Raw genomic sequence first — 24255 nt, 5'->3', positions numbered from 1 at the left:
GAGAGGTCCGCCTGATGGCGCGACCGCGCCCTGCGCGAGAAGAGGCCGAGGCTGGAACGTCGTGCCGACATCCGTCAGTGGCGGAAGTGGCGCATGCCGGTGAGGATCATGGTCATGCCGTGCTCGTCCACCGCCTTGACGATCTCCGCGTCTCGAATGGATCCGCCGGGCTGAATGACGGCGGTGATGCCGGCTTGCGCCGCTGCGTCGATCCCGTCCCGGAAGGGAAAGAACGCGTCCGACGCCATGACGCAGCCTTTGATCGGCATCTGCGCTTTCATGGCCGCGAGCTTGACGCTGTCCACCCGGCTCATTTGACCGGCGCCGATTCCGACCGTCTGGCCGGGTTTCGCATAAATGATGGCGTTGGACTTGACGTGTTTGCAGACCTTCCAGGCAAAGGCACAGGCCGCATATTCTTCGTCGGTGGGCTTGCGGACGGTGGGAACCGAGAGCGACCGTAGATCGGTCAACACGCCCAAGTCGCGATCCTGGATGATCAGGCCGCCGACCAGCTTTTTCAGATCGTAGCCTTCTTGCGTGACCTTCACCAGCGGCCCGACGTCGAGTAGTCGCAGATCCTTCTTGCGTTTGAGCTCGGCCAGCGCATCATCCGTAAATCCCGGGGCGATGACGACCTCCACGAACGTGGACGTGATCTCTTTCGCCGCCGCGAGATCCACGGGGCGGTTGAAGGCAATGACGCCGCCGAAGGCCGAAACCGGATCGGTCTCGCGGGCTTTGACGTAGGCCTCTACCGGTGTGGCCCCCAACGCGACGCCGCAGGGATTGTTGTGCTTGATGATCGCGACCGCCGTCTCATCGTATTCCTTGGCCAATTCCAGCGCGGAATTCGCATCGAGAAAATTATTGTACGACATGGCCTTGCCGTGGAGAATCTTGCCGCGCGAGACGGAGGGCTCCTGTGAATGGAGCTCGCGGTAAAAGGCGCCCTGCTGGTGGGGATTTTCTCCGTAGCGAAGGGTCTCGGCCAGCTCGTATTGCAGCGACAATATTTTCGGAAATTTGGCGGTGGCGCCGTGGATCTGTTTTTCGAGATATCCCGCAATCAGGCTGTCGTAGCGTCCCGTATGCTGAAACACCTTCATGGCCAGTTCCCGGCGGAGCGGTCCCGTGTCGCCGGTACTCTTGGCCGCTTCCAGCACGCGCGGATAGTCGGCCGGGTCGACGACGACGAAGACGTCCTCATGATTCTTGGCCGCCGACCGCAGCATCGAAGGGCCGCCGATGTCGATATTCTCGATGGCTTCGTCGAACGGGCAATGGGGTTTGGAGATCGTGGCCTCGAACGGATAGAGATTCACGACGACCACATCGATCGGCCCGATGTTGTGCTGCTTCATCTGGTCGACGTGTGCGGGAACGGACCGGCGCCCCAACAGGCCGCCGTGAATTTTCGGATGCAAGGTCTTGACGCGGCCGTCGAGAATTTCGGGGGAACCGGTATAGGCGGCCACGTCGGTGACCTTGACGCCCGCGTCGCGGAGCGCCTTGGCCGTGCCCCCCGTCGAAAGGATCTCGGCGCCCAAGGCTTCGAGTCCCTTGGCCAAATCCACGACTCCTGTCTTGTCTGAAACGCTGATCAACGCCCGCTTGATGCTGGCCATGGTCTGACTCCTTGGGATCGCCCGTTGAAATGGTGCATGCGTGGAAGGTGCACGAGAATAACAAATGGAACGGCCAAGGCACAAGGCCAAACTCGAAATTCGAAATCCGAAATTCGAAACGATAGAGAGGGGGATAGTTCCAAAACCAAGACTCAAATCACAAAACTCGACACTCAAATGGCAACAGCCAAATCACAAGAACCCACAATCCCACGGAAGTCTGTCATTCCCGCGGAAGCGGGAAACCAGGCGATTTGTTTTCCCCATCCTTGAGTCTGATGAGAGATGGATGCCCGCTTTCGCAAGCATGTCGCAAGCGGAAACCGACCGGTCGGTTGTCGTCCCGGTTCTGACTCGGTAAGATGCCGTCACGATGAGCGAGAGCCGTCCCCTCCTCTATGTGTCCAGACTGTTGCCGGAGCCGGTCATGGCGACCGTCCGTGAGCGGTACCAGTTGCTGACGGAACCGGAGGAAGGTCCACCTTCCCCTGCCGTGCTGCGGCAAGGATTGCAGGAGGCGACTGCGGCCATCGTCACATTATCCGAGCGCATCGACGCGCAAAGTCTCTCTGCCGCATCCCGGCTCAAAGTCGTGGCCAACTATGCTGTCGGCTATAATAATATCGATCTCGCGGCCGCTCGACATCACTCGATCGTCCTGACGAATACGCCGGACGTCCTGACGGACGCCACCGCGGACCTGACCTGGGCGCTGATCTTGGCTACGGCCCGTCGGGTCGTGGAAGGCGATGCGCTGGTGCGGGCGGGAGACTGGACCGGGTGGTCGGCGACGCAGCTGTTGGGCGCCGAGGTTGCCGGTCGGACGCTGGGCATTATCGGGATGGGACGAATCGGTCAGGCTGTGGCTCACCGGGCTGTCGGCTTTCGCATGCCGGTGCACTATTACAATCGAGGCACGCGACTCACCTCCCCGCCCGGCGCTCAATGGGCAGGTGTCTCGCTGCCCGACCTGCTGCGCGATTCGGATTTCGTGTCCGTCCATGTGCCGCTGACCGAGCAGACACGGCACCTGATCGGCGCATCCGAACTGGCGGCAATGAAACAGACGGCGATTCTCATCAATACGGCTCGGGGACCGATCGTGGACGAAGCGGCACTGGTGGACGCATTGGAGCGCCGCACGATCGCCGGGGCCGGCCTCGACGTCTATGAAGACGAGCCTCGCCTGCATCCCGGGCTCAGCTCATTGCCGCACGTTGTGTTGCTGCCGCACTTAGGATCAGCCACCTGGTATGCGCGGGTGCAGATGGGCATGATCTGCCTACGCAACGTGGACGCGGTCCTCGCGGGGCGGCCCGCCCCGAATCCCGTACTGTAGTTCGACTGCACCTGGTTTCGGATTTCGAGCTTCGTATTTCGAGTTTGGCCTTGAGCCTTGGATTTTGTGATTTGGGTATTTGGGATTTGGAACTTCCCATCCCATGTTTCGGATTTCGAGTTTCGTATTTCGAATTTGACCTTGAGTGACCAATAGTCAGCTGGCGTATCCGAACGCTTTGGCGGCAGGCTCGGAAGCGGGGTGTTCCGCGCGGATCGAGGACAATCTCTCCGGAACGTCGTGGAAGGTGGGAATCGACTCGAACATCGTCACGGCCTGCTCCCACTTTCCCTGTTGCTCGTAGAGCAAGCCCAATTCGTACCGAATCGCCTGACCCTTGGCTCCCTGGCAACGGGAATCCGTCAGCAACCGCTCCAACTGGGCGCTGGCCGCATCGGCCTGCCCGCGTTCCTTCAAACACACGGCGGTCATGAGGCAAGAGTCCAGGAACACGGCCTGTGCTCGCATCGCGACGGAGAATTCTTCCTGAGCTTCATCGAGGAGGCCCATGTTCTTGTAGGCTATGCCGAGCGTGTAATGCACCTCCGGGTCGAGTTCATCGGCCATCTCGGTGACCGTGTCCGCCGTTGCACCCTGGGGATTCTCCCGGGGAGCGAACAACGGAGCTAATTGTTCGACAAGCGGATGGGCCGGCGCCAGCATGCTGAGCTTGAGGTACAACGCGCTGAGCGGTTCGGTAACGGTTTCGGGCGGGGTAGAAACGTACAGTTCCAACGCCTGTGCATAGTGCAATGCGGCGGCGGCCGAGTCTCCCTTGTATTCGCAGAGTCCGCCCAACAATTCGCGTAGCCCGGCGTCCTGCGGCGCCTGGCCGACCAACCGATTCAGCCACAGCTCCGCTTCCGTGGTCTGTCCCGCGTCCAAGAACGAGCGAAGCTGGGCGTCTCGTGTCAGAGACGGGACCGCGACAGACATGTCTGCCGTCGGTTGGTCCGAACCGGATCTTCCCACGGCGCCCGCTTGGGATGTGGCCCCCGACGGAGCGATGGCGACTGAAGAGGCGGTATCGGAGGACGCGAGGCGGAACTCCGGTTCGCTCGAGTGGTGAGACGTGGCTTCCCATTCATGGTCCGCCCGCGTGCCGGCAACGGGGAGCGTATTCGTTGCAGGGGCGGTCTGGTCCGTTTGCACGGCGACGGATTCGGCGGCGGGGGAGCCGCCATTGAGCAGCGCTTCCAATCGTTGAATGACCGGGCTCTCCGGGGCGAGTTGCTTGATCTTTTCAAAGAGTTCCTCGGGCAATGTGGGGAGGCCAGGCTCAGGATGCTCGAGCAGGACTTCCACCGCCTTGCCGTAGTGCAGGACGGCCGTGGCCGGGTCTCCCTGCTCTTCATACAGCTCCCCGTGCAGTTCGAGGAGCGGCACCGAATCGGGCTCGACGGTCAGAAATTCTCGAATCAGCGCCTCCGCCTGCGGGTATTCCTGCGCCCGCAACGCCGCGCCGGCTAGAAATCGGTACTCACCGAGGGCGATCTGCAGTTGGCCCTGATGCAAATGCAATCGGGCCAGCAGCTGACACACCTGGGGATTTCCAGGCTCCTTCGAGAGCAGCTGGTTGAGAATCGCTTCCGCGCCCGCAAATTGCTTCTCTTCGATGCGCCGCCGGGCTTCGGCCAGGAGATCCATCGGTTCAAGGGATTTTCCCGCCGTGGGAGCCGTCGCGGTGCTTCTGGCGATCCGGGTCGGGTCGCCGCCCGATTTCTCGAAATGCTCGATGAACTGGCTGGCTTCGTTGTTGGACGGATCGATGCGCAGGACCGATTGATAGGCTTCTTTGGCTTCGCTGTACCGCTGTTGGGCGGAACGCTCGCGGCCGAGCTGCAGGTAGACCTTCGTCGCCTCATCCTGCATGTTCTCCTGCACGCACAACTCGGCGACGCGTTGCTGCGCATCGAGATTCGACGGATCCTGACTGACGATCTTTTTATAGACCTCGAGTGCTTCCTTGGTCTTGCGCTCCTTCAGATAGTACTTGCCCAGCGTCAGGTAATCCTGCACCGCGCTGCTGAGCAGGCCGCGCTCGGCATTGAGGTCGCCGAGGTAGCGGTAGATGTCGTAGCGGGAGGGATCGAGTTTGAGGATCTTCTTATAGGTGGCGATGGCCTTGAGGGTGGCCCCTTCCGCCCGAAACGCATTGGCGGCCTGCAGAAACGCCGCGACCGCTTCGCCGGACGCGTTCCGCTTCAAATGGAGTTCGCCGATGGAATTGTAGATGCTCCCGTCCGCGGGCGATTCGGCCGACAGCTTTCTCCATTCGTTGATGGCGGCGTCGAACTGCCCTTTCGACGCGAACAGCTGCGCGCTGTGCAAGATCTTGCTGCGGTCGATACCCAAAACGGACCTCCGTGTGGCCGACTAGGAAACGCTAACAGTGAGCCCCGATGTTGTCAATGAAATCAGCCGAATACGTGGAGTCCTTTCGGCAGGATCAGCTGACGCTGCGAGCAGATTTACTTAAGTGGCGGGGCCATGACCATCGCGGCGGGAAGCCGGTCGATATTGATGACGAGTTCGTCCTTGTTGTTGGCGAACAAGATATCGAGAAAACTGCTGTTCTGAATGATGACGGCGTCCGCCGGCTGGAAGAAAAGGTCGAAGCCCTTGGCGACGGTTGGGCGCATGGGATACCGGCGGTCGTAGATCATGCCGTACAGGGGAATGCCGTACACGATTTGCCAGTTGCCCAACAGCACATGTATCTCCGAATCCCGCACGTAGAGCCCGCCGGTGGTGATCAGGCGTTTGGCCGACGTCTGCGGCTCGCTCAGATAAAACGTGATGCGTTCGTTATACGCCGCCGCGGCGAAGGCTTCCGCGATCTGCGGCGCGAGGATCGTGACTTCCTCGTCACGAAAGGCGGGCACCAGCGGGGCTTCCCCCTGAATCCACTTCTGCAGCCAGATGCGGTGTTCCTGCACTTTCATGCCGGTGAGGATCGCGACGATTTCCTCCGAGGTAAAGGTTCGGGGATGCGAATGATGGCCCGGCGACCATTCGGGCAACACGGTGTCGTCCAGTTCCAGGCGAACGTAATTGACCGGGTCTTCGTAGACCGTGCGATAGGGCGTCTGTGGAATGGTGCATCCCGACAGGCAGAGGCAGGTCAAGGGTGCGACGAGGAGGCGCCGGAGGCTGAAACGACATATCCCCATTTCAACCTAACCCCTGGTGACGTCAACCTTCCGAAATCGTGACCGTCATTTCGATCCGTTCCAGCGGATTGTCGCGGCCGTCCCGCTTGACGCTCACGACTTTGTCGGCCACGTCCATGCCGCTGACGACTTCGCCGAAGGCCGTGTACTGCCAATCCAGAAAGTTGGCGTCGGCGACGCAGATGAAGAATTGGGAGCCGGCGCTGTCCGGATCGTTGGCGCGGGCCATGGAGAGAATGCCCCGCTTGTGCGGCGTGCTGTTGAACTCGGCCTTGATGCGGTAGCCGGGACCGCCCGTGCCGTGCGAGGCCCGGTCGGCGCTCTTACTGTTGGGATCGCCGCCTTGGATCATGAAACCAGGAATGACGCGGTGAAACGCGGTGCCGTTGTAGAACCCTTTCTGGGCCAGATCCACGAAGTTTTTCACATGACCGGGCGCCACGCTGTGGAAGAAGCGCAGCACGATTTCTCCCATCGGTTGCCCCTTGCTCGTGACTGCGATGGTGGCCTTGGTCTTGTCGGTTGCTTCTGACATCGTCATGTATCCTTTCCCCTGGTGTTAGCGAAAGAGGAAGGGCGGTGGCGGCAGCCCCCCCTCGAGTCCGTGATTGATCGCGGCCCATGTCTTTCCGTCGTCGTCGCTGCGGAACGCTCCGGCGTTGGTGCCGGCGTACAGCGAGCCGGAATCCGATTCGATGAGCACCTGGACGGACATGCTGGTCAGTCCGTTGTTGAGCGGCGTCCACTGGCGTCCCCTGTCGACGGTCTTGAAGATGCCGTGGCCGGTGGCGACGAAGAGGCCTCGAGTGTTGAACACGATGCCTCGAATCGAATCGTTCGGCAACGCCCGGCTGATCGGGCGCCAGGTCGCGCCCGCGTCCTCGCTTCGAAAGACGCCGCCGTCGAACGTGCCGGCATAGATCGCACCTTCCGAGTCGATGGTCAAGACCCGGATGAAATTTTCGATCATGCCTTCATGATCTTTCAATCCTTGACGCAAGCGTACCCAGCCCGTCGAGTTGGCTTTGAACCGCAGCACGCCTTTTCCCGACGTGCCGGCATACAGCGTGCCGTCGGACGATTGCGCCAGCGCGTGGACCAGAATTTCGTCGAGCCCCGTCGTGACGACCGCCCACCGGTCCTCGCCTCGTCCGAGACGATAAGCGCCATCGGCGGTGCCGGCGTACAGCACATCCCCGACCGGCAGCAGGGTCTTGATCTCGTGCCGCTTGAGGCCGTCGTTGACGGGCCGCCAGGTTTTTCCATGATCCCGCGTCCGGAATACCCCGCCGCGGAACGTGCCGGCGTACACCGTGCCGTCTTTCGAGGTGGCCAGGGAGAGAATGAACGGGTCGGTGATGCCGTCGCCCGACTTGGTCCACGTCGCGCCGCGATCGCCGCTGTGGAACAACCCGTGCCCGAACGATCCGGCATAGAGCGATTGATTACCTGCCGCCGTGAGCGCCTGAATGCTGGCCGCTTGCTGCGCGGGGATGGTTTGAGTCGGGTCGTCGGGCTGCGGTCCGTGTTGCGCCGCGGCCGGAAACGCCAGGCCTGCGAGGATCACGAACCAGAGCAATTGTAGGAGACGAGAAGCGATGACTGTCATGACACCCCCTGCATTAGCGGACGCGATGCCCCGCTGTTCCGACAGGAAGGTCCGGATCGAGCGGCAGGTCCATGTCCGTCGGCGCACGTCCGAAGATCTTCGCGCCGATGATGCCGACTTCATACAGTATCATGAGCGGCACGGCCATGAGCAGCATGGTGAACAGGGTTGCGTCGGGAGTGACGATGGCGGAGATGATCAACGAGCCCAGAATGGCGTGCTTGCGATAGGCGGCCAGAACCTGCGCCGATACCACGCCGACCCGCGCCAGGATCGTCAGGATTAGGGGCAACTCGAAGGCGCATCCGAAGGTCAGGAGAAATTTGACGTTGAAGTCGATGTAGGTGCCCACGCTGAGTTGCGGCGTGATATCGCGGTCCATGCCGAAGCTGACGAAGAAATCGATGACCAGCGGCAGGATGACCAGGTTGCAAAAGATCAGGCCGAGCGCAAAGAGCGCGCCGGCCAGCAGGAAGATCGGAATCCCCCAGCGCTGCTCCTTCGGGAGCAGCGCTGGTTCGACGAATTTCCAGAACTGGTAAAACACGACCGGGAGGCTGGCCAGGATGGCCGCCAGAAACGAGACCTTGATCGAGGCAAAGAGCGCTTCAGTGGGCCCGTAAAACACCAGTTGATCGGGGAAGGGCCGATTCAGCCATGCCACCATCTCCGCCGAGAACGTGAAGGCAACGGCCAGTGCCACCAGGATCGTGGCGCCGATGATGAGCAGGCGCCGCTTGACGGTTTGAATGTGTGCGGCCAGCGGATGGATACTGGGAGCCATAGGTATGAACTCTGCGGCCGTTGGCGTTCCGTCGGACGGTCACGGGCTTCCGCTAATGGGCGGTCGCCTGCAGTCCGTGGTCGCGGTAGACGCGGATCATCTCGGCCATCTTGTCTTTCTTCGCGAGTTTTTCCTTTTGCAGTTGTTTCTTGGATAACTCTTCGGCCGGGGTCAGGACGTGGCGTCTCTGCAGATCGTTGAGCTCCAGATCGAGGCGGTGGTGGGACTCCTCCAATTCACGGAATTCTGTGTTGGATTGGCGGAGCCGTTCCATGATCACATTGTCCGTCAGCATGTCGCACCTCCTGGTTTGAGTGGCTGCCCCATGGATGGATGACCTTCCGTATGATCCCCCGCAAGGGAGCGGTTGCCCGCTTCCGGCGCCAGGGAATCCAACTCCATCAGCACCGCATCTTCGAGCGGTGCCGAGTAGTAGTTCGGCCTGAGACCGGTCTGCCGAAATCCGAGATTCTGATAGAGGGTTTGCGCCGCGCCGTTCGATGCGCGGACTTCGAGCACCGCACGCACGGCTGACTGGAGTGCACCGGCTTGAAGAGCTGCGGTGACCAGAGAGGTGGCGATTCCCTTGCACCGCATCGACTCAATGACCGCGAGATTCATCAACCGGACTTCCTCAAACACGATCCAAAAACACACGTACCCGACAATGGATGCCGATGTTCCTCCTTCGGCGGTCGCCCGCCGGGCGACGAGAAAATGAGCGAAAGGGTTCCCGCTCATCTCCGCTTCCATCATTTTGCGCGTCCACGGGGCCGAGAAGCAAGCTTCTTCGATCGCCAGAATGTCGGACAGATCGGCATCGGTGGCCGGGAGAATTTCGCATGGAGAAACCGTCATGTGCGCCGTCGTCGTTTGTGTGGTTTCGTTATCGTGGCGCCAGTTTACGGGCCAACTTGGCCCGCCGCCGGGCCAGCGGAGACAGGCCGCCGGATTCATCGTACTTTACTTCGGCCTCCGGCCGCTGCACATAGAGCGGGCTGACGCCGAGCCCCGCCCGTTCACCCCGCCGCAGCTTGTCGATGCCCGCGTAACCGACCGACACCGCGGAGGGAGTCTGATTCCGGTCCGGAGTCTCGATCAGGGCGCGAAGCTTGCCGGTGCAGGCGGCGCGGATGGCCTCCCCCTCGGTGGTCCATCCCTCCCCGTACAGCATCGTCCGCCCGCTCAACGTGGCGGCGAGTTGGGCCGCCGTTCCGGCGCGTTCGGCCGCGAGCCGTTCCAACCGATCGCCGTGCCAACGAAAGAGCGCCCAGTACACTTCACCGCGCCTGCTGTTGACGATCGGACAGAGAGGCACGTCGGTTCCGTGGAAATTCCAAGCCATGCCTTCGAGCGTGGGCACGACCGCCAAGGGCAGACCGCTGATCGTCCTGAACCCGAGCAGCGTGGCCAGGCCGACCCGCAGGCCGGTAAAGGAGCCCGGTCCCGCGGACACGGCAAGACCATCGAGCCGCGCGAGGGATAATCCGGTGCGCGCGAAGAGTCGGCGGATGGCCGGTAGCAGCAGTCGGGTGTGGGAACCGCGGGCTTCCTGCTCCTCGAGGGCCAGGACCGTTGCATCGTCCAAGAGCGCCACGCTCTGCCACGCCGTCGCCGTATCCACCGCCAGGATTTTCATGGTCCGACCGTTCCGTTTCCGACTGTCTTCTTCGTATTCATCCTCGGCCCAGGTCGGACGGCTTGAGCGGTTGATTGGGAATCAGTTCGTGAAACATGATCTGTACGCTTCCCTCTCCGCGCCCGTCCTCGAGGGAGATTTTGAAGGGGCGTAGCATCCGGTCCTGCGCAGAGTCCGGCGAAGAGACCGGTACGGCATCCGTTCCCACGGGACGAAAATCGTCATAGCGAATCGATGCGTCGATGTTCCCGGAATCCGTGAGCCGTTCCGCCTGGACGACCAGCAGCCGTTGCCGGTCGAACCACAGCCGCCGCCGCAAGCCGTTGCCGCCGTTCGTCAGCGGACCGAAGACATCCAACCGGTAGCGGTCGCCGTCCTCGGACAGGGTGACGGTTTCAAACGGGGCCACGGCGTCGGTACCCAATACACCGCTCATCGCCCACACGCTCAATTGGAACGGCCGCGCCAATTTCCCCATCTCACCCGTATCGGAACCGTTGCCGGACAGCACCCGTCCCATCGTGGGCAGCCGGAGGGTGAATTGATCATCCGATTGGAGAAACTCGAACAATTCTCCGCCGATCGGAGTGAAGCCGCGCAGACGAAGCGCGTTCGGCCGTTCGTAGTAGAGGGTTCCCTCCACTCGGGTCGTGATGGGCAAGATCCCGCCGCGCACTTTGGCGCTGAACAGTCCCTTCAAGCTCTGTAGGGCCGCTTCCCGCTGCTTCAGCAGCGCGGTCAACTCCTCCGCCGTCGCCTGCTTGAGCGGCGGCGCATCTTTCGCCCTCCCCGTCGCGCATCCGATGACGACCAGTAACGTGATGGCCAATACGAGCGCCGAGATGAGCCGGTACATGGGAAAGTGGGAAAAGTGACGGGGCCGTGCCATGATCAATGGCGGATTATGCGAGCACGACATCCAACGCCTCCCGTACATCGGCAATGCCGATGAGTTCGATGCCCTCTACCCCCTCCAACTTCGGCAAATTCCGCTCCGGCAACAATGCTCGTTTGAATCCCATTTTAGCCGCCTCCCGGATCCGCAACTCCGCCTGGCTGATCGCCCGGACTTCTCCGCCGAGTCCCACTTCGCCCAGGATGAGCAGCCCCGGCTCCACCGGTATTTCGCGCAGGCTCGACGTCACGGCACTGACGATTCCCAGATCGATGGCGGGCTCGTCGATATGCATGCCGCCGACGACGTTGACGTAGACGTCCTGGCCCGACAGATGGACGCCCAGCCGCTTGTCCATCACCGCCAGCAGCAGGGAGACCCGGTTGAGATCGACACCGTTGGTCATCCGTTTGGGCATCGGGTAGCTCGTCGGTGACACGAGGGCCTGCAATTCGACCAGGATGGGTCTGCTGCCTTCGAGACTCGACACGACCACGGAGCCGGTGCTGCGCTGCGGCCGCTCGGCCAGGAACAATTCCGAGGGGTTGCTCACCTCCTCGAGGCCGGCGTCTTTCATTTCGAAGACGCCGATTTCATTGGTGGACCCGAAGCGGTTTTTGACGGCGCGCAGAATGCGATAGCTGTGCCCCTTATCCCCTTCAAAATACAACACCGTGTCGACAATGTGCTCGAGCAGGCGCGGGCCGGCGATGGCCCCGTCTTTCGTGACGTGCCCGATGATAAAGACCGGCACGCCAGCCCGCTTTGCGAACCACATCAGTTGGCCGGCGACCTCCTGCACCTGGCTGATACTGCCCGGGGCGGACGTCATCTGTTCCGTGTACACCGTCTGGATGGAATCGACGACCACCGCGGCCGGTCCGATTTCCTGAATGGCTTTCAAGATTTGTTCGAGGGACGTCTCGGCCAGGATCAACAGGTGCGGATGCTCCACGCCCAGTCGCTGTCCCCGCATCTTGATCTGGCGCGGCGATTCCTCTCCGGAGACGTACAACACCGGCTGGGAGGAGGACGCCAGCCTCGGCAACGCTTGCAGCAGCAGCGTGGTCTTGCCGATACCGGGATCCCCGCCGATCAGGACGACGGCGCCGGGAATCACCCCGCCGCCCAATACCCGATCGAACTCGCCGATCCGGGTCAGCCGCCGGTTCTCGCCGACTACTTCGATGTCGGCGATCGGCGTCGCGCGGGCCGGAGCGGCGGTCATCGCGGCCGGCCGACCCTTGCCCGTCGGAGCCTGCCGCTCTTCTTTCATCGTGTTCCAGCCGCCGCAATCGGGGCAGCGGCCCAACCATCGAGGCGATTGGTGGCCGCAGGCCTGGCAGGAGAATACGGTTTTGGCTTTCATCAGGAAGGAATCCAACCAACGGTGTGCGGGTATCTTAATGGATGGGATTGCGGAAAGGAAGGCGCCGGGAGTCGTCGTCGGTCGTGCTCAGTCGTACTGCCGGACTTTCTTGAACACCAGGTTGAAGCTTGGTGCGAAAAAGGCCGGAGGAACCTTGAGGAGCTGAGCGAAAATTCTTCCCCACCGTCCGGCGCCGGGCTGGTACCCGAAACCGTTCGAGACGTCTTCCACGTCGGCCATGACCGATTGCGGGAGCAGCTCGTGATAGCTGGAATTTCTCCAGCCGGTTCCCGCTCGGACGAACAGCGGGAAGCCGACGTCACGCATCTTCTCCCGCTTGAACAGCCTGGCGTACGCATAGGCGACGGGAGGTGGAAGGAGCGAGATGAACGGCAGTCCGATCGAGTGCGACTCCATCGGATACCATCGGTTCGGGGTGTCCCAGAAGCCCACGAGGCCGCCCTCTTTGAGGACTCGATAATATTCATCGACGTACAGGTGCCTGTTCTCGAACGGCAGGTGTTCCACGACCGCGGCGACGATCACCAGATCGAAATAGTCATCCTCATACGGCAATGCTTGGGTCGATCGAATCGAGAAGTGATCGACGCATTTGACCTTGCGAAGGCCGAGTTCGTGTTGCTTCAACCGAACGACATCGACGAAAGCCTTGTCGACGTCGAACGAATGGATCGAGTCGATGCAGGGCTGTTCATTGAGATATTCCGTGAGATGGCCGGCGGAGCAACCGACCTCCAGCACGTTCAAGCCTGTCCGGGTCCTATTCAAGACGTCGAACAGCGGGGCGAGAAACCAGGCGCGATCGGTTCGATGGACAAGAAACTGCGAGGCCCGCTCGGGGCCCTTTCGCGCGATCAGCAACTCGATGAGTTTGGTCGAATAGCTCGTCGTGACCCGCCGGGTTCCGATCGTGAGCGTGCGGGCCGCTCCGTCGTCCTCGATCGTCCAGGAAGTGGTTGCCTGCGCCATAGCGAGCGATCCGGTCATGGATCGGGTATGAGTGGACGCGTTCGAGCCTAGCAACAACCCCTTAGGGTGGCAATTGTTTTGCGATTCGCGTGAACGGACCGTGGGGTTCTGTCGGTGTAGAAACTGTCAGAAGGTTCTCAGGCCGGAAAAAATCGCGGCATCGGTTCTGGTTCCATTGGGAGCCGCGGACATCAAGCGGAGTGTTCCGAGATCGAACAGCGCGATGCCCTGAAACGTCGAGCCGGCAAAGAAACAGGGCAAGCCCCCGAATGTCGTCGTTTGATTGAAGGCATTGCCGCGAATCCTGGGTGTGGCGGTGCCGGTGAAGGCGCAGCCGTTCGTTTCTGCACCGGCAAAGGGACCACTGGCGGTGACGTTGATGTTGCCCGTCTGTACGCCGTTCGAGCTTCCGGCCTGTCCCGTGTAGAACCCCGATACGGCAGCGAGGGTCGGATTACTGTTATACACCGTGTTGAAGCTGCTCGTGAACGTGACGACCGCGCCCCCCGTGTAGGTGATCGTGGCGTTCAGGAAGCTGCGGTTCCCGTACGTGCCCGTGATGGTGGCGTCCAGCGCGCTCGCCCCGATGCGGAAGTCCTTCGCGTTACCGGAGGTGAAGGTTCCGTCGCTGGACGTGCCGGTGCCTTGAATGACTCCGGCGACTTGAGCGGGAGCGGACGCGGCTGAGTAGAAAAAGTAGTAGGTTCCGTCGTCGAGGACCACGCCGGTCAGGGTGCGATTGGTGTTGGTATTCCCGGTCCAAAATCCCTCGGCTGAACTGGTTTGCGTCGTCGCCGGTTGATCCTGTTCTCCGCAGCCGTACAGCGTCAACAGGCAGACGAGTATGAACAGGCTGATCAATGGACGATATACGAGTTGTTGCATGGCCGGCGTATCCCCTCCCCCATCATGCCTAAATGCGGTGCGAGGATCTATGGCTACTTTTGTAGGAGATGATATGCCGCCGGCGGCCGCAGGATCGGATTCACCGAGGCTTCAGCGAGGGGACTGTCGCCCTTCCGAACGGCAACTGTCCCGTTGCCGTTCGCTGGATGACGTTGTCAACAGCCCGCTATTTGAAGCATTGTTCGACGTGCAGCGCTTTGAGCGTGGCGCAGTCTGTAATCATCGTCGATCCTTTCGTATCGCTGTGAATCACGATCGAATAGGATTTCTTGTTGCGGCAGGCGACATTCCAGACGGCATCGCCGGAATTGCCCCGGCGTTGAAACTGGGTCTTGGTCGCCCCGTCGCAACGCTCGCCCGCATCCTGCAGGACCTTCGTGAAATAGGCGTTCCGGTCGGGGTCGGACATCTGCTGCACCAGTTCGTGGGTAGGATTGGCCCAAGCCGGTCCGCTGAACAGCGCGCCAATCATGATGGTCAATAGGATACGTTTCATCTACACCTCAATTCGTGTGAATGGAATGTTGGAATTAAGTGGTGCGGGAGGAGGGAATTGAACCCTCAAACCCTTACGGGTACAGGATTTTAAGTCCTGTGCGTTTGCCGATTTCGCCACTCCCGCCCGGGTAGATCACCATCGTGAAGACCGAGGAACTGCTCTGCATGCGGTCAGGGACGAGCCGCGAAACTCTAGCATCGGGGTCAGGAGGTTTCAAGCAATCCAGTGAGTGAGGGGCGAACGGGAGAATGGGAGGGGAAAACCACGCACCAACAGCCTGTGCCGGTGTCAGCAGCAGGCCGTTGGCGCTCGTATGCAGTTGCCGGGACTCGGGATGCCTCGATCCCCTCTCGACTGTTTCCTCCGTGATTCGTCAGGCTGCTTCTACGACCGGCCGTTTCGTGCGATCCGCAACTTCCTGGATGCCGGACTTGATTGCGCGGCTCCAGCGGGTCGCCTGCACCTGCGCCTTCTTCGCGTACCGATTGAGTTCACGCCGTGTCTCCGCGCCGGTCTGAGGCGCAAACAGAAGGCCGAGCCCCGCGCCGATAGCCGCGCTGCCGGCCACCATCGCCGCCATTTTCACCGCCTGCTTTCCTTGCTCTGACATGGTAGACCTCCTTGCGAATCGGTTAGAGTTCAGTGGGTCGGTGCCGCTGTGCCGACGTCCTGTCCGGTCGTTTCGCATCAACTGTGCCAGGGTAAAATCGGGGCTTTTCGAGGGATTTCGAGCGCTGCGGCGCCGCACGATTAATCAGGCTTAATTTTTGGTAGCGTTTTTCTGACACAACACAACACAGGCGTGACGGAAAGCCAACAATCCCGTCTTCGTTTTATCGAGAGGCTGTCGTGCGTGGATCCGGTTCGCGCGCCGCGTTGCTTGCAATGGCGGCATCGCTCACATATCATCCGGCACACCGACGTCACATGAGGCAGAAATGAACCGGCTTGCCGCAATCCCGTATCCGAACATCGATCCCGTGTTTCTCGAATTGGGCCCTCTCCAGTTTCGCTGGTATGGGCTCATGTATCTGATCGGGCTGACGATTGCCTATTTCGTCATTCGTCAGAAGGCGGAGGCGCAGGGGTTGGGGCTGACGAAAGATCAAGTCTACGACATGGTGGTATGGGCGGCCTTCGGGGTCTTCATCGGCGGGCGGTTCGGCTACGTGCTCTTCTACAACCTCCCCTATTACCTGGAGTATCCCAGCAAGATTCTCGCGGTCTGGGAAGGCGGGATGTCATTTCACGGCGGATTGATCGGGACGATCGTCGCGCTGATCTGGTTCGGCAAGCGCCACGGCGTTCCCATCTATACCATCGCGGACATGGCGGCTTCCGTCACGCCGATCGGTCTCGGTCTCGGGCGGCTCGGGAATTTCATCAACGGTGAGCTCTTCGGTCGTCCGGCGGACGTGGAGTGGTGCATGGTCTTTCCCGCCGGCGGACCGGCCTGTCGGCATCCGTCGCAACTCTACGAGTTGGGGCTGGAAGGCGTGCTGCTGTTTTCCGCCTTGTGGGTGATCGGGCGACGACCCACCCCGCCCGGCACGGTATTTTGGAGCTTCATCACGGGCTACGGACTCTGCCGCTTGCTGGCGGAGCTGTTTCGAGAGCCGGACGCCCACATCGGCTTTATTTTTGGAGCCATCTCCATGGGGCAGCTGCTCTCGTTGCCGATGGTCGTCATCGGCAGTTTCATGCTCGCATTGGGGTATCAGCGGCAGGCATTGGCCCGCCGTATCGATCCATCCCTCAAACCGCAATAGGCCGCCGGGCGATGTGGAGGCGAGTTCCGTCGTCTCCGGCTCTGTCCACTAGCAGTGTGTTGACAATCTACGTGATGATCTCGGAAATAGAGTCGTGTCTGATGTCACGGACGCCATCAGCATGCCCGCAGGCTGTTCAGAAAGGCCGTCCAGCAAGGCCGCAGCGAGTGAAGAGGCGAAGCGTACTCAGTTCCGTACGTTGAGCCTCTGAGCGATGCGAGAACGCTGCTGGGAGCCTTTGTCAACAGCCTGCTAATAAGGCATCTCGTCGTCGTCCAGCCCGACATGATGTCCCAACTCGTGCACGACCGTGTCGCGGATTTCCTGCTTCACCTCTTCCGGCGTGGTGCAGAGCCGGAGAATTGGCCCCCGGTAAATCGAGATCCTCGGCGGTTGTTGTCCGCCCGGCTGAAAGAACGACTCTTCGCTGAGGGGCAGGCCTTGGTAGAGTCCCAGCAGATCATCTTCCGAATCGAGATCCAGATCGGCCAGGACTTCGACGGGCGGTTCTTCTTCCACCACGACGGATACTTCTTCCACCAGTTCGGCATATCGGGCCGGCAGATCGCGGAGCGCTTCCTTGACCAAACGGTCAAATGCTTCGGGGGAAATCTGCCCCGACCCTCGCGGTCCCATCGTCAATAGCCCTTGTGCGACGGATCCTGAAACGACGGACGCTCGATGTTATGGCCGTATCCACCGGTCCGTTCATGAAAGACCGGTGAATCCCAGATGACTTTGTTGCCCGGTGCAAGGTTGGCTGCCTCGACATAATGCTTTCGCGCATCGGCCTGCTTGCCCTGATGGTCGAGCGCGACGGCCAGGTTGTAGTGGGCCTCGGCCATTGAGGGCTCGAATGAGACGACCTCCCGGTACACTTTTTCTGCCCCGGCCCAATCGCGCGACGCGAAGAGCGCGTTGCCTCGTTCGAGCTGCGCGTTGATTTCCGCGTTCGTGCCGGCGGGCGCGGAGAGGACGGTGGCAGGAATCTGCGGCATGGCGCTGGCGCATCCCGCCAGCAGGATCAGGGTCATCAGCCACGGCATGAGAGACATGAACGCCTCCTTCTATTCGCTGAGTTTGACTGCGACACCCGCCCGGAGAAATATGAACTGGAACCCGGCGATCGGCTGTCCCAGGCCGCGTTCTGCCGCGGCTCGGTAGACCGCTGCCTGCCGGGCATACCGCCGGGCTCGATCGGCCGCCTCGTCCGCCGCGACGCGATCCGTTTTATAGTCTGCGAGCCAGATCTTCCCGTCAAGCCGGTAGACGACGTCGATGACCCCGTCCATCATCTTCCTGTTCTCCCAGGGCAGCACGAACGGCACTTCACGGCCCAGGATAACGGCCGATCGAAGCCGTTCATAGGGTTCGGATTTGCCGAAGGTGAGGAACAGCTCACGGAGAGAGTCGATCAGCTCCGGGAGCCACACCCGTTCGTCCGGTCCGGAAACCGTGCGCAAGGCCGGCTCAATCTGATCCAGCAGGCGGCCGGGTGGTTCAGCGAAGTCCCAACGTTCGAGAATCCGATGAGCCAGGATTCCGACGAGGCGGGACGGTTCCCGTCCCTGGCCTCTGACGGCAGGTCTGACCTGCGGACTGTCAGGACCGGTTTCCGATTCCGTCGGCGTCACATGCCAATCGACTCCGCGCAGGGTGAGCCATCGCGCCGTCCGTTCGCTCCACAATCCGGCAACGGCCTGAGGATCGACGCACGAGGGTTCGGACACTTTGGCCGGAAACCGCTTCGGCCATTTTCGGTCCGGCGCGTGAACCAGATGGTGTGGAATGACGCTCGCGCCGATCTTCACGTGTCTGGTCGAGGCCATGCCCAACTCTCCTTCGCCGATGTCTTGGAACAGGCCCAGGACATTTTCGCCGGCGGACCGTTCCGTGACGCTCCCGGAGAGCACCAGCAGATCCTTGGCCCTGGTCATGCCGACGTAGAGGACGCGCCGCCGTTCCGCTTCCTCGCGCGCCGCGAATTTCTCGCGAATCAGCACGGAGCCGAACGTCCGGCGATCGCCGAGCGACAGGCCATAGGCTCCGCTCGACCAATCGTAGACCACCATCGGTTTCGACGGCTCGCGTCCGCTTCCCTGATGAAGCCCCGGCAGGAGGACGACCGGGAACTCGAGGCCCTTGGCCTTGTGGATCGTCAGGATCTGGACCGCATCGGCGTTCTCCTCGGCCAGGGGACTTTCCGCCTCATCCGGCTGTTCCTCCAATCGTGCCACCATCAAGTCCACGAAGGAGCTGAACGTCAGGTGCGGCCGATCGGAGAGGGAGACCGCCGTCTGTTGTACCTTGAGGAGGTTCGCCACGGCCTGTTCTCCATGGAGCGAGGCTGCCGCCAATTCGAGCAGCGGCAGACGGTCGAATACCAATTGGACGACTTCGGCCAACGAGACGGCTGCCGTGTCCCGCCGCAGTTCGGTCAGCCGACGATACAAGCGCCGAACGGCCGCCGCGCAAGGATGGGGCCAGGCCGACAGCTTGGACTCGTTCACGTGGTCGAGCAGTCCCGCCTCCTGCAGGGCAACGAGGTCCGTATCGGTACAGCCGCCCAGGGGCGATCGCAGGACTCCCGCGAGCGCCAGGCGGTCGTGCGGATGGTCGAGGACCCGGAGCACGTTGACCAGGTCGATCACTTCCTGGCGGCGGTAAAAATGTTTCTCCCCTTCGATGACGTACGGGATGTCGTGTCGGCGCAAGGCGTCGAGATATGCATCCGCTTGCGTGAGCCGACGGAACAGCAGCGCGACGTGCCGTGCCTGCAGGTGCGGATGAGTCGCGAATTCCTCCGTGAGCCAGCGGGCCAAGGTTTCGCCTTCCGCCCTGGCCGCCTCTTCCGCATCGAACGGATCGCTCCCCTCTTTCGGCGCGACCACGCGAAAGCGGACACCGGCGTCCGTACGGGCCGGCGGGCGTTGCGAGTGGGCTCCCAGCCGCACGTTGGCCGGCTGGATGAGCGGGCGACGTTCAAAGAGGCGGTCGAAGACGTCATTGATGGAATCCAGGACCGCTGCATCGCTCCGGAAATTCGTCGTCAGCGTGGCGACCAGGCCTCCGTCGTTCGCGATCTTCTCGACGACCCGATCGAACGCTTCGATGTCCGCGCGGCGGAAGGCATAGATCGACTGCTTCGGGTCTCCGACGATGAAGAGCTTTCCGGGATCGAGCGCGATGTGGCGCCAATCGGTCGCATGGGATCCCGCCCGTTCGGAGATGGCGAGGATGATGTCGTACTGCACCGGATCCGTGTCCTGAAACTCGTCCACGAGCACGGCCCGGTAGTCGCGCTTGACCCGCTCGCGTACGGCGCCATGGTTCCAGAGGAGTTGTCTTGCCCGCGCGAGCAGGCCGTCGAACGAGAGCCAGCCTCGTGCTGAAAAGGACGTGCGGATCGATCGGATCAGCGGCAGGAATAATCTCAACAATACAATGAAGTAGTCATGATCAACATTCTGTAATTGCTGGGCTAGCTTGATGATCGATACCGCTTCGGCAAAATCGGATTCCTCCCAGCCGGCGACCGGATCGCCGACATCTTTTTTCAAGCAATCACGTAGATCCTGCGGTACGGCTCGCGTGGCATCTACTCCCTCGTCCGCAAGCAGGGTCAGAAGCGATCCGGAGGCGGCGAGCATCGATTCGATCTTGCGCCGCTTCGGGCGGTCATGGGCGTCGAGGAGTACCTGAGCGCGGGTCGCGAGATGGCGGAGCCGGTCCATGAGAATCGGGTTGAGACAGGCGGCATTCAGTTGCGTCTCAACCGCGTCGAGATCGATCAGTTCACTGGAAAGTGCGCGAGCCAGGTCGCGGAGCGTATCCAAGTCGGCGGTCTTCAGGATCGTCCGCCAGTCGTCGTGATGAGAGCCGTCGCGGCCCAGTTCCCGATCGATCCACAGGTCCCAGGCTTCCGTAAAGTATTCGTCGAACCGCTGCCCGTCGTCTTCCTGGAACGCCGGGTCCACGCCGCTTTCCAACGGATGCAGTCGGAGCAGATGCGCCGCGAAACTGTGCAGCGTGCCGATTTGCGCCTTTTCCAACTCCCGCAATGCGGATTCGGCCCGCGCCGCGATTTCGCGGTCGGTGAGCCGGTAACGGGCTTGCAACGCGCCGATCGAGAGGGCCCCTCCGTCGATTCCCTTCTGACTCCCGGTCACGGGACGCGCCAGCATGGTCAGCCGATCCCGCAGGCGGGTCTTCATCTCCGTGGCGGCCTTGTTCGTGAAGGTCAGGGCGACGATCTGCGTGACGGCGACGGGATCAGGCTCCTTCATCAGGAGATGGATCAGGCGATTCACCAGGAGCGTCGTCTTGCCGGTTCCCGCTCCCGCCACGACGACGACGTTGCGATCGAAGGTGGTTTCGGCGGATTCCCTCGCCTGCCGATCCGGAATCACCGCGTCACCGGACATCGGTCACCTTTTTCACCGTCATCTTGCGAAGGGCCGCGAGCTGCTTCTGTTCGCCCGCCCGGTGCGCTCGCCACCAGGTCGACGCATGTTCGCGCCGGCAGAGCACCCGATAGGGACAGGTCGTGCAATGGGTTCCCGGCAGGATGAAGTATCGGCCGCGTTTCATACCGTCGATCAAGCCGGCGAGGGTCCGATGGATCAGCGTCCCGGTTTCCGAGGACCAGTCGCTTGCGTTGAACGTGGATCGTGCAATCGGAGACTCCCACGCAGGGGCGAGAAAGAAGAACTGAACGGCGTCCGCCTTGCCGCCTGCCGGAAGATCGAGCGAGGTGTAGAGAGGGGGTTGGAGCCGGGAGCCGCGGATTGCGGATTGGAGGAGGTGCCGGTCGTCCGTCTTCATCGCTGAGTTGCTCTTGAATTTGTAGTCGATGATCCGCAAGGCGCCCGACGCGTTGTGCCGGTCGATCCGGTCCACGCGGCCGTGGAATTTCATGGGGACGCCCTCGCCTCCCGATTCGATCCGAAGGGTGCCTTCCGCCTCCACTTCAAAGGCGAACGGAGCGAACCCCTCCGCCGCCAGTCTGTCCGAATCCGAGACGACCGCGGCCGTGATCAGGTCGATCGTCGCGGCTTTCGCCAGTTCCCATAGCAGATAGTGCCCGGTGCGCTGATGCACGGCGCACTCGGCTGCCGCCTGTTCGACAGCCGTGACGGCCGCACCGTTGACGGCGTCATCCGACAGCGCGTTCGCGGGCCAACCGGCGGCCAGGAGTGCTTCATAGCAACGACGGAGGGCGCCGTGGCACAAGGTACCGAGCAGGGCTGCATCCGGTTCCTGTGACGCCGGCACTCGCACCGGGTCGAGCTTCAGCACGTCCACGGAAAAATATTGAAACGGGCAGCGCGCATACCGCTCGAGCGGCGTCGGCGCCAACCCCCGCTGCATCGACCTGGACCAGTGGGACGTCAAGGGACCGGTTATTCCGTCGTATGCGGCCAGTGCCGCGTGGTCGTCTTCGATATGGCCCAGCGCCTCGACGGCATGACGAAGGAGGTCCGCCTCACCTTGGACTGATTGCAGAAGGTCTGCCGGATTCTCCCCGTTCATGGCCATCCACCGCGCGAGGTCGGCGGGCGGGAGCGTCTGTCGTATCGCCGGTCGCTGGGCGATCAGATCGGTCAGACGCCGGGGAATCATGTCCGTCGCCTGCGCGTCGAGACCGGAGAGGCGAGCGATGTCCCAGAGATAGGGAGAGGGAGCCAGCGTGCGGCCCGCGTCGTCGGCCCGCTGATGCGACAAATATAATCGGGAGCCGGCGGCCCGGCGGAGCAGAGCGAACAGGAGCGACTCTTCGTCGTAGCCGGCGAGCTTTTCATCGATCTTGAAGCCGAGCGTGGCGTCCAATACGCGCCGGTGCCGATCGCGGAGAAAGGCGTCTTCCCGGATGTAACGGGGAAACATCTTGTCGTTGAGGCCGAGGACAAACAGCGCCTTGAACGACAGACCGCGGGCGGCCATGGCGTCGAGCACCATCACGCCCGCCGGCGCCGGCTGATCCAGGACCAGCGTCGTCCGTTCGAACGCGTGGGTGAGCAGTTCGACGAATTCGATCCAGGTCAGCGTCTCGGCAATCGGCTCCAATTCGGCGAGGGACGCCCATGTGCGCTCGATGGCATCCCAGGCCGCCTGGAGACGGGCTGTTCCGCGATCCGGCGCGCCGGCTTGTCCTCCATCCAAACGGCGCAGATGCCTTAGGGCCAGCGGCTGAAAGGCCTCGAGCATGTGCCCGATGGTGCCTCGTTGCGGCAGTACGGCGCAGCCGTCGATGAGCGTTGCCACGACGTGCCATAAGAGTTCGACGACGTCCGGCGCAATATCCAACGGCAGCGGCAGACCGGTTTCTTCATCCGCTTCCCCGTCCGGTCCCGACGACCATTGGCCGGCCTGCTTCAATCTGGCCCACTCTTCCCGCCCTCTCGTGATCTGCAGGGATGGAACGAGGAGTTTCCACTGTTCGGGACGATAGAAGGGCGATCGGTCATGGTTCAGCGAGGTGACGAAGAGCGGCGACGTCACCAGGTCGAGCATCGTGGCGCGATAGAAGTCATTCGTGGGCAAGGAGGCCAGCTGAAGCAGCGCTTTGCACAGCGGCTCGTGAATCAGCGGGCGTGCCGTCGTCGTGGTGAAAGGAATACGGTGGCGGTCGAACACGGCATGCAGGTGCAGACGGTAGGGATCCAGAGTTCTGGCCACCACGCCGATCTCGTCGAACCGGTATCCGTTGGTCTCGACGAGCTCGAGGATCGTCCGACAGGTCGCGGCCAGTTCCTGGTCGAGACCGATGGCGCTTCGAACGGACAAGACAGGAGAACCGACTTCCCGCTGAGGGGAATCGCCGGGCGTCATGACGGACTCCGGGGACGTCACCTGTCGCTGGATGTGCCGTTCGAAAAACCGTCGTGCGAAGGTGAAGGAACGTTCCCCCTCGAGCGGGAAGAACAGCGTGGCCGGTGCGGCGGCGGTGACTGTTTCGAACAGCGAGAGTTGGATCTGCGTCAGGTCGTAGAACCCGTAATAGAAGACGTGGCGGAGCGAGCGGATGAACGGAGAAGCCGGGACGAACGGCAACAGGGACTGCGCGAGATCGTCCGCGGTTCCGACGTTGAGCGCCCGTCCGACGTCCTGTACGGCGGCGTAGAGTGAGAACAGGGCGAGGAGCCACTCCCGGTCGTCCTCGTCGAAGCAGCCTTCGGTGACTCCGCGCCGTGCTTCCGCAGGATCGACCCCTGCATCCTTCAGGTCACGGATGGATGACCACAAGGCTCCCCAGGTTCCTGAAGAATGGCCGACCTGCTGCAAGGCGGTCAGGCCGGAAAGCCGCGTCTTGACGAGGTGACGCACCAATTGCTCGAAGAAGAGATCGTCGACGACATGCACCGGAGCCGGGCGCGCGGTGTCGCCGGTCATTTCGTCGACGAGCCGCAGGGCCAGTTGGTGAAAGGTCAAGAAGTGAACGTTCAGGAAGGAAAGTTGTCGATCCAGGGTCAGCAGGCGCTTGAGTCGCTCGAGCAAGGGAGCCGAGGGGACGAGCACTGCAACGGGAACGAACGGATCTCCGGCCTTGGCCAGTTGGAGATGTTCGACGAACGCGGACTCGAGATGGGGATGAAACGAACCGGTGACGACCTTCAGCATGAGGGAATGGAAGCGTCGGGAGCTGTTGGGCTGCC

At 61.9% G+C, this 24255-nt stretch carries 21 protein-coding genes and 1 tRNA gene; 2 read left to right on the top strand and 20 right to left on the bottom strand.

Annotated elements, in window-relative coordinates; genetic code table 11:
- Positions 1-74 precede the first annotated feature (74 nt).
- Positions 75-1628: a bifunctional phosphoribosylaminoimidazolecarboxamide formyltransferase/IMP cyclohydrolase gene (gene purH, locus NSJP_RS15400; RefSeq protein WP_080887746.1), complete on the bottom strand. Its 1554-nt coding sequence runs from the start codon at positions 1626-1628 to the stop codon at positions 75-77.
- Between the two features lie 373 nt (positions 1629-2001).
- Between purH and NSJP_RS15395 the strand changes: the two genes are divergently transcribed.
- Positions 2002-2967, top strand: a complete 966-nt coding sequence (locus tag NSJP_RS15395) for a 2-hydroxyacid dehydrogenase (RefSeq protein WP_080887745.1) — start codon at positions 2002-2004, stop codon at positions 2965-2967.
- 156 nt (positions 2968-3123) lie between these two features.
- On the opposite strand, the gene NSJP_RS15390 is transcribed toward NSJP_RS15395, so the two are convergent.
- From NSJP_RS15390 to NSJP_RS19375, 15 genes are all read right to left on the bottom strand, one after another.
- The gene (locus NSJP_RS15390; protein ID WP_080887744.1) at positions 3124-5322 is read right to left on the bottom strand and encodes a tetratricopeptide repeat protein; all 2199 of its coding nucleotides are present in this window, start codon (positions 5320-5322) and stop codon (positions 3124-3126) included.
- A 116-nt stretch (positions 5323-5438) separates the two neighbouring features.
- Positions 5439-6140: a hypothetical protein gene (locus NSJP_RS15385; RefSeq protein ID WP_080887743.1), complete on the bottom strand. Its 702-nt coding sequence runs from the start codon at positions 6138-6140 to the stop codon at positions 5439-5441.
- Positions 6141-6162: 22 nt separating this feature from the next.
- Entirely contained in the window at positions 6163-6615 is a 453-nt protein-coding gene (locus NSJP_RS15380) for a peptidylprolyl isomerase (RefSeq protein WP_155970652.1), read from the bottom strand.
- A gap of 84 nt (positions 6616-6699) precedes the next feature.
- A complete protein-coding gene (locus NSJP_RS15375; RefSeq protein WP_080887742.1) occupies positions 6700-7749 on the bottom strand; it encodes a hypothetical protein in 1050 nt (349 codons plus the stop codon).
- Between the two features lie 13 nt (positions 7750-7762).
- A complete protein-coding gene (gene tatC / locus NSJP_RS15370; protein WP_080887741.1) occupies positions 7763-8533 on the bottom strand; it encodes a twin-arginine translocase subunit TatC in 771 nt (256 codons plus the stop codon).
- Positions 8534-8585: 52 nt separating this feature from the next.
- Positions 8586-8828, bottom strand: a complete 243-nt coding sequence (locus NSJP_RS15365; protein ID WP_080887740.1) for a YdcH family protein — start codon at positions 8826-8828, stop codon at positions 8586-8588.
- Positions 8822-9391, bottom strand: coding sequence for a ribosomal protein S18-alanine N-acetyltransferase (rimI, locus tag NSJP_RS15360; RefSeq protein ID WP_172834379.1), 570 nt, complete (start codon positions 9389-9391; stop codon positions 8822-8824). Before rimI ends, NSJP_RS15365 begins: the two co-directional genes overlap by 7 nt.
- Positions 9392-9419: 28 nt before the next feature.
- Positions 9420-10172: a tRNA (adenosine(37)-N6)-threonylcarbamoyltransferase complex dimerization subunit type 1 TsaB gene (gene tsaB / locus NSJP_RS15355; RefSeq protein ID WP_080887738.1), complete on the bottom strand. Its 753-nt coding sequence runs from the start codon at positions 10170-10172 to the stop codon at positions 9420-9422.
- 37 nt (positions 10173-10209) lie between these two features.
- Positions 10210-11091: a LolA family protein gene (locus NSJP_RS15350; protein ID WP_080887737.1), complete on the bottom strand. Its 882-nt coding sequence runs from the start codon at positions 11089-11091 to the stop codon at positions 10210-10212.
- Positions 11075-12436 carry a DNA repair protein RadA gene (gene radA / locus NSJP_RS15345; RefSeq protein ID WP_080887736.1) on the bottom strand — a complete coding sequence of 454 codons (1362 nt, stop codon included), beginning with the start codon at positions 12434-12436 and terminating at the stop codon, positions 11075-11077. The genes NSJP_RS15350 and radA overlap by 17 nt, the downstream gene beginning before the upstream one ends.
- Positions 12437-12523: 87 nt before the next feature.
- Positions 12524-13426 carry a methyltransferase domain-containing protein gene (locus NSJP_RS15340; RefSeq protein WP_172834378.1) on the bottom strand — a complete coding sequence of 301 codons (903 nt, stop codon included), beginning with the start codon at positions 13424-13426 and terminating at the stop codon, positions 12524-12526.
- Positions 13427-13552: 126 nt separating this feature from the next.
- Entirely contained in the window at positions 13553-14311 is a 759-nt protein-coding gene (locus NSJP_RS15335; protein ID WP_080887734.1) for a hypothetical protein, read from the bottom strand.
- A 187-nt stretch (positions 14312-14498) separates the two neighbouring features.
- Complete coding sequence (locus NSJP_RS15330; RefSeq protein WP_080887733.1) at positions 14499-14828, bottom strand: hypothetical protein; 330 nt, start codon at positions 14826-14828, stop codon at positions 14499-14501.
- Positions 14829-14867: 39 nt separating this feature from the next.
- Positions 14868-14954, bottom strand: a tRNA-Leu gene (locus NSJP_RS15325).
- 250 nt (positions 14955-15204) lie between these two features.
- Positions 15205-15441 (bottom strand): YtxH domain-containing protein, encoded by a 237-nt coding sequence (locus NSJP_RS19375; RefSeq protein ID WP_155970290.1) that lies wholly within the window; start codon positions 15439-15441, stop codon positions 15205-15207.
- Between the two features lie 346 nt (positions 15442-15787).
- Here NSJP_RS19375 and lgt point away from each other — a divergent pair, with 346 nt between their 5' ends.
- Entirely contained in the window at positions 15788-16600 is an 813-nt protein-coding gene (gene lgt, locus NSJP_RS15315; RefSeq protein WP_080888623.1) for a prolipoprotein diacylglyceryl transferase, read from the top strand.
- A gap of 252 nt (positions 16601-16852) precedes the next feature.
- Here lgt and NSJP_RS15310 read toward each other — a convergent pair whose 3' ends face one another.
- From NSJP_RS15310 to NSJP_RS15295, 4 genes are read right to left on the bottom strand one after another with little or no spacing between them, the layout of a single operon-like run.
- Entirely contained in the window at positions 16853-17236 is a 384-nt protein-coding gene (locus NSJP_RS15310; protein ID WP_080887731.1) for a metallopeptidase family protein, read from the bottom strand.
- Between the two features lie 2 nt (positions 17237-17238).
- Positions 17239-17655 (bottom strand): tetratricopeptide repeat protein, encoded by a 417-nt coding sequence (locus NSJP_RS15305; RefSeq protein ID WP_080887730.1) that lies wholly within the window; start codon positions 17653-17655, stop codon positions 17239-17241.
- A 12-nt stretch (positions 17656-17667) separates the two neighbouring features.
- Positions 17668-21024, bottom strand: a complete 3357-nt coding sequence (locus tag NSJP_RS15300) for a UvrD-helicase domain-containing protein (RefSeq protein WP_080887729.1) — start codon at positions 21022-21024, stop codon at positions 17668-17670.
- Positions 21014-24220, bottom strand: a complete 3207-nt coding sequence (locus NSJP_RS15295) for a PD-(D/E)XK nuclease family protein (protein ID WP_080887728.1) — start codon at positions 24218-24220, stop codon at positions 21014-21016. Before NSJP_RS15295 ends, NSJP_RS15300 begins: the two co-directional genes overlap by 11 nt.
- Positions 24221-24255: the final 35 nt, after the last annotated feature.

This window comes from Nitrospira japonica (assembly GCF_900169565.1).
Taxonomy (GTDB): domain Bacteria; phylum Nitrospirota; class Nitrospiria; order Nitrospirales; family Nitrospiraceae; genus Nitrospira_C; species Nitrospira_C japonica_A.
This window is presented reverse-complemented; position numbering and strand designations above follow the sequence as displayed.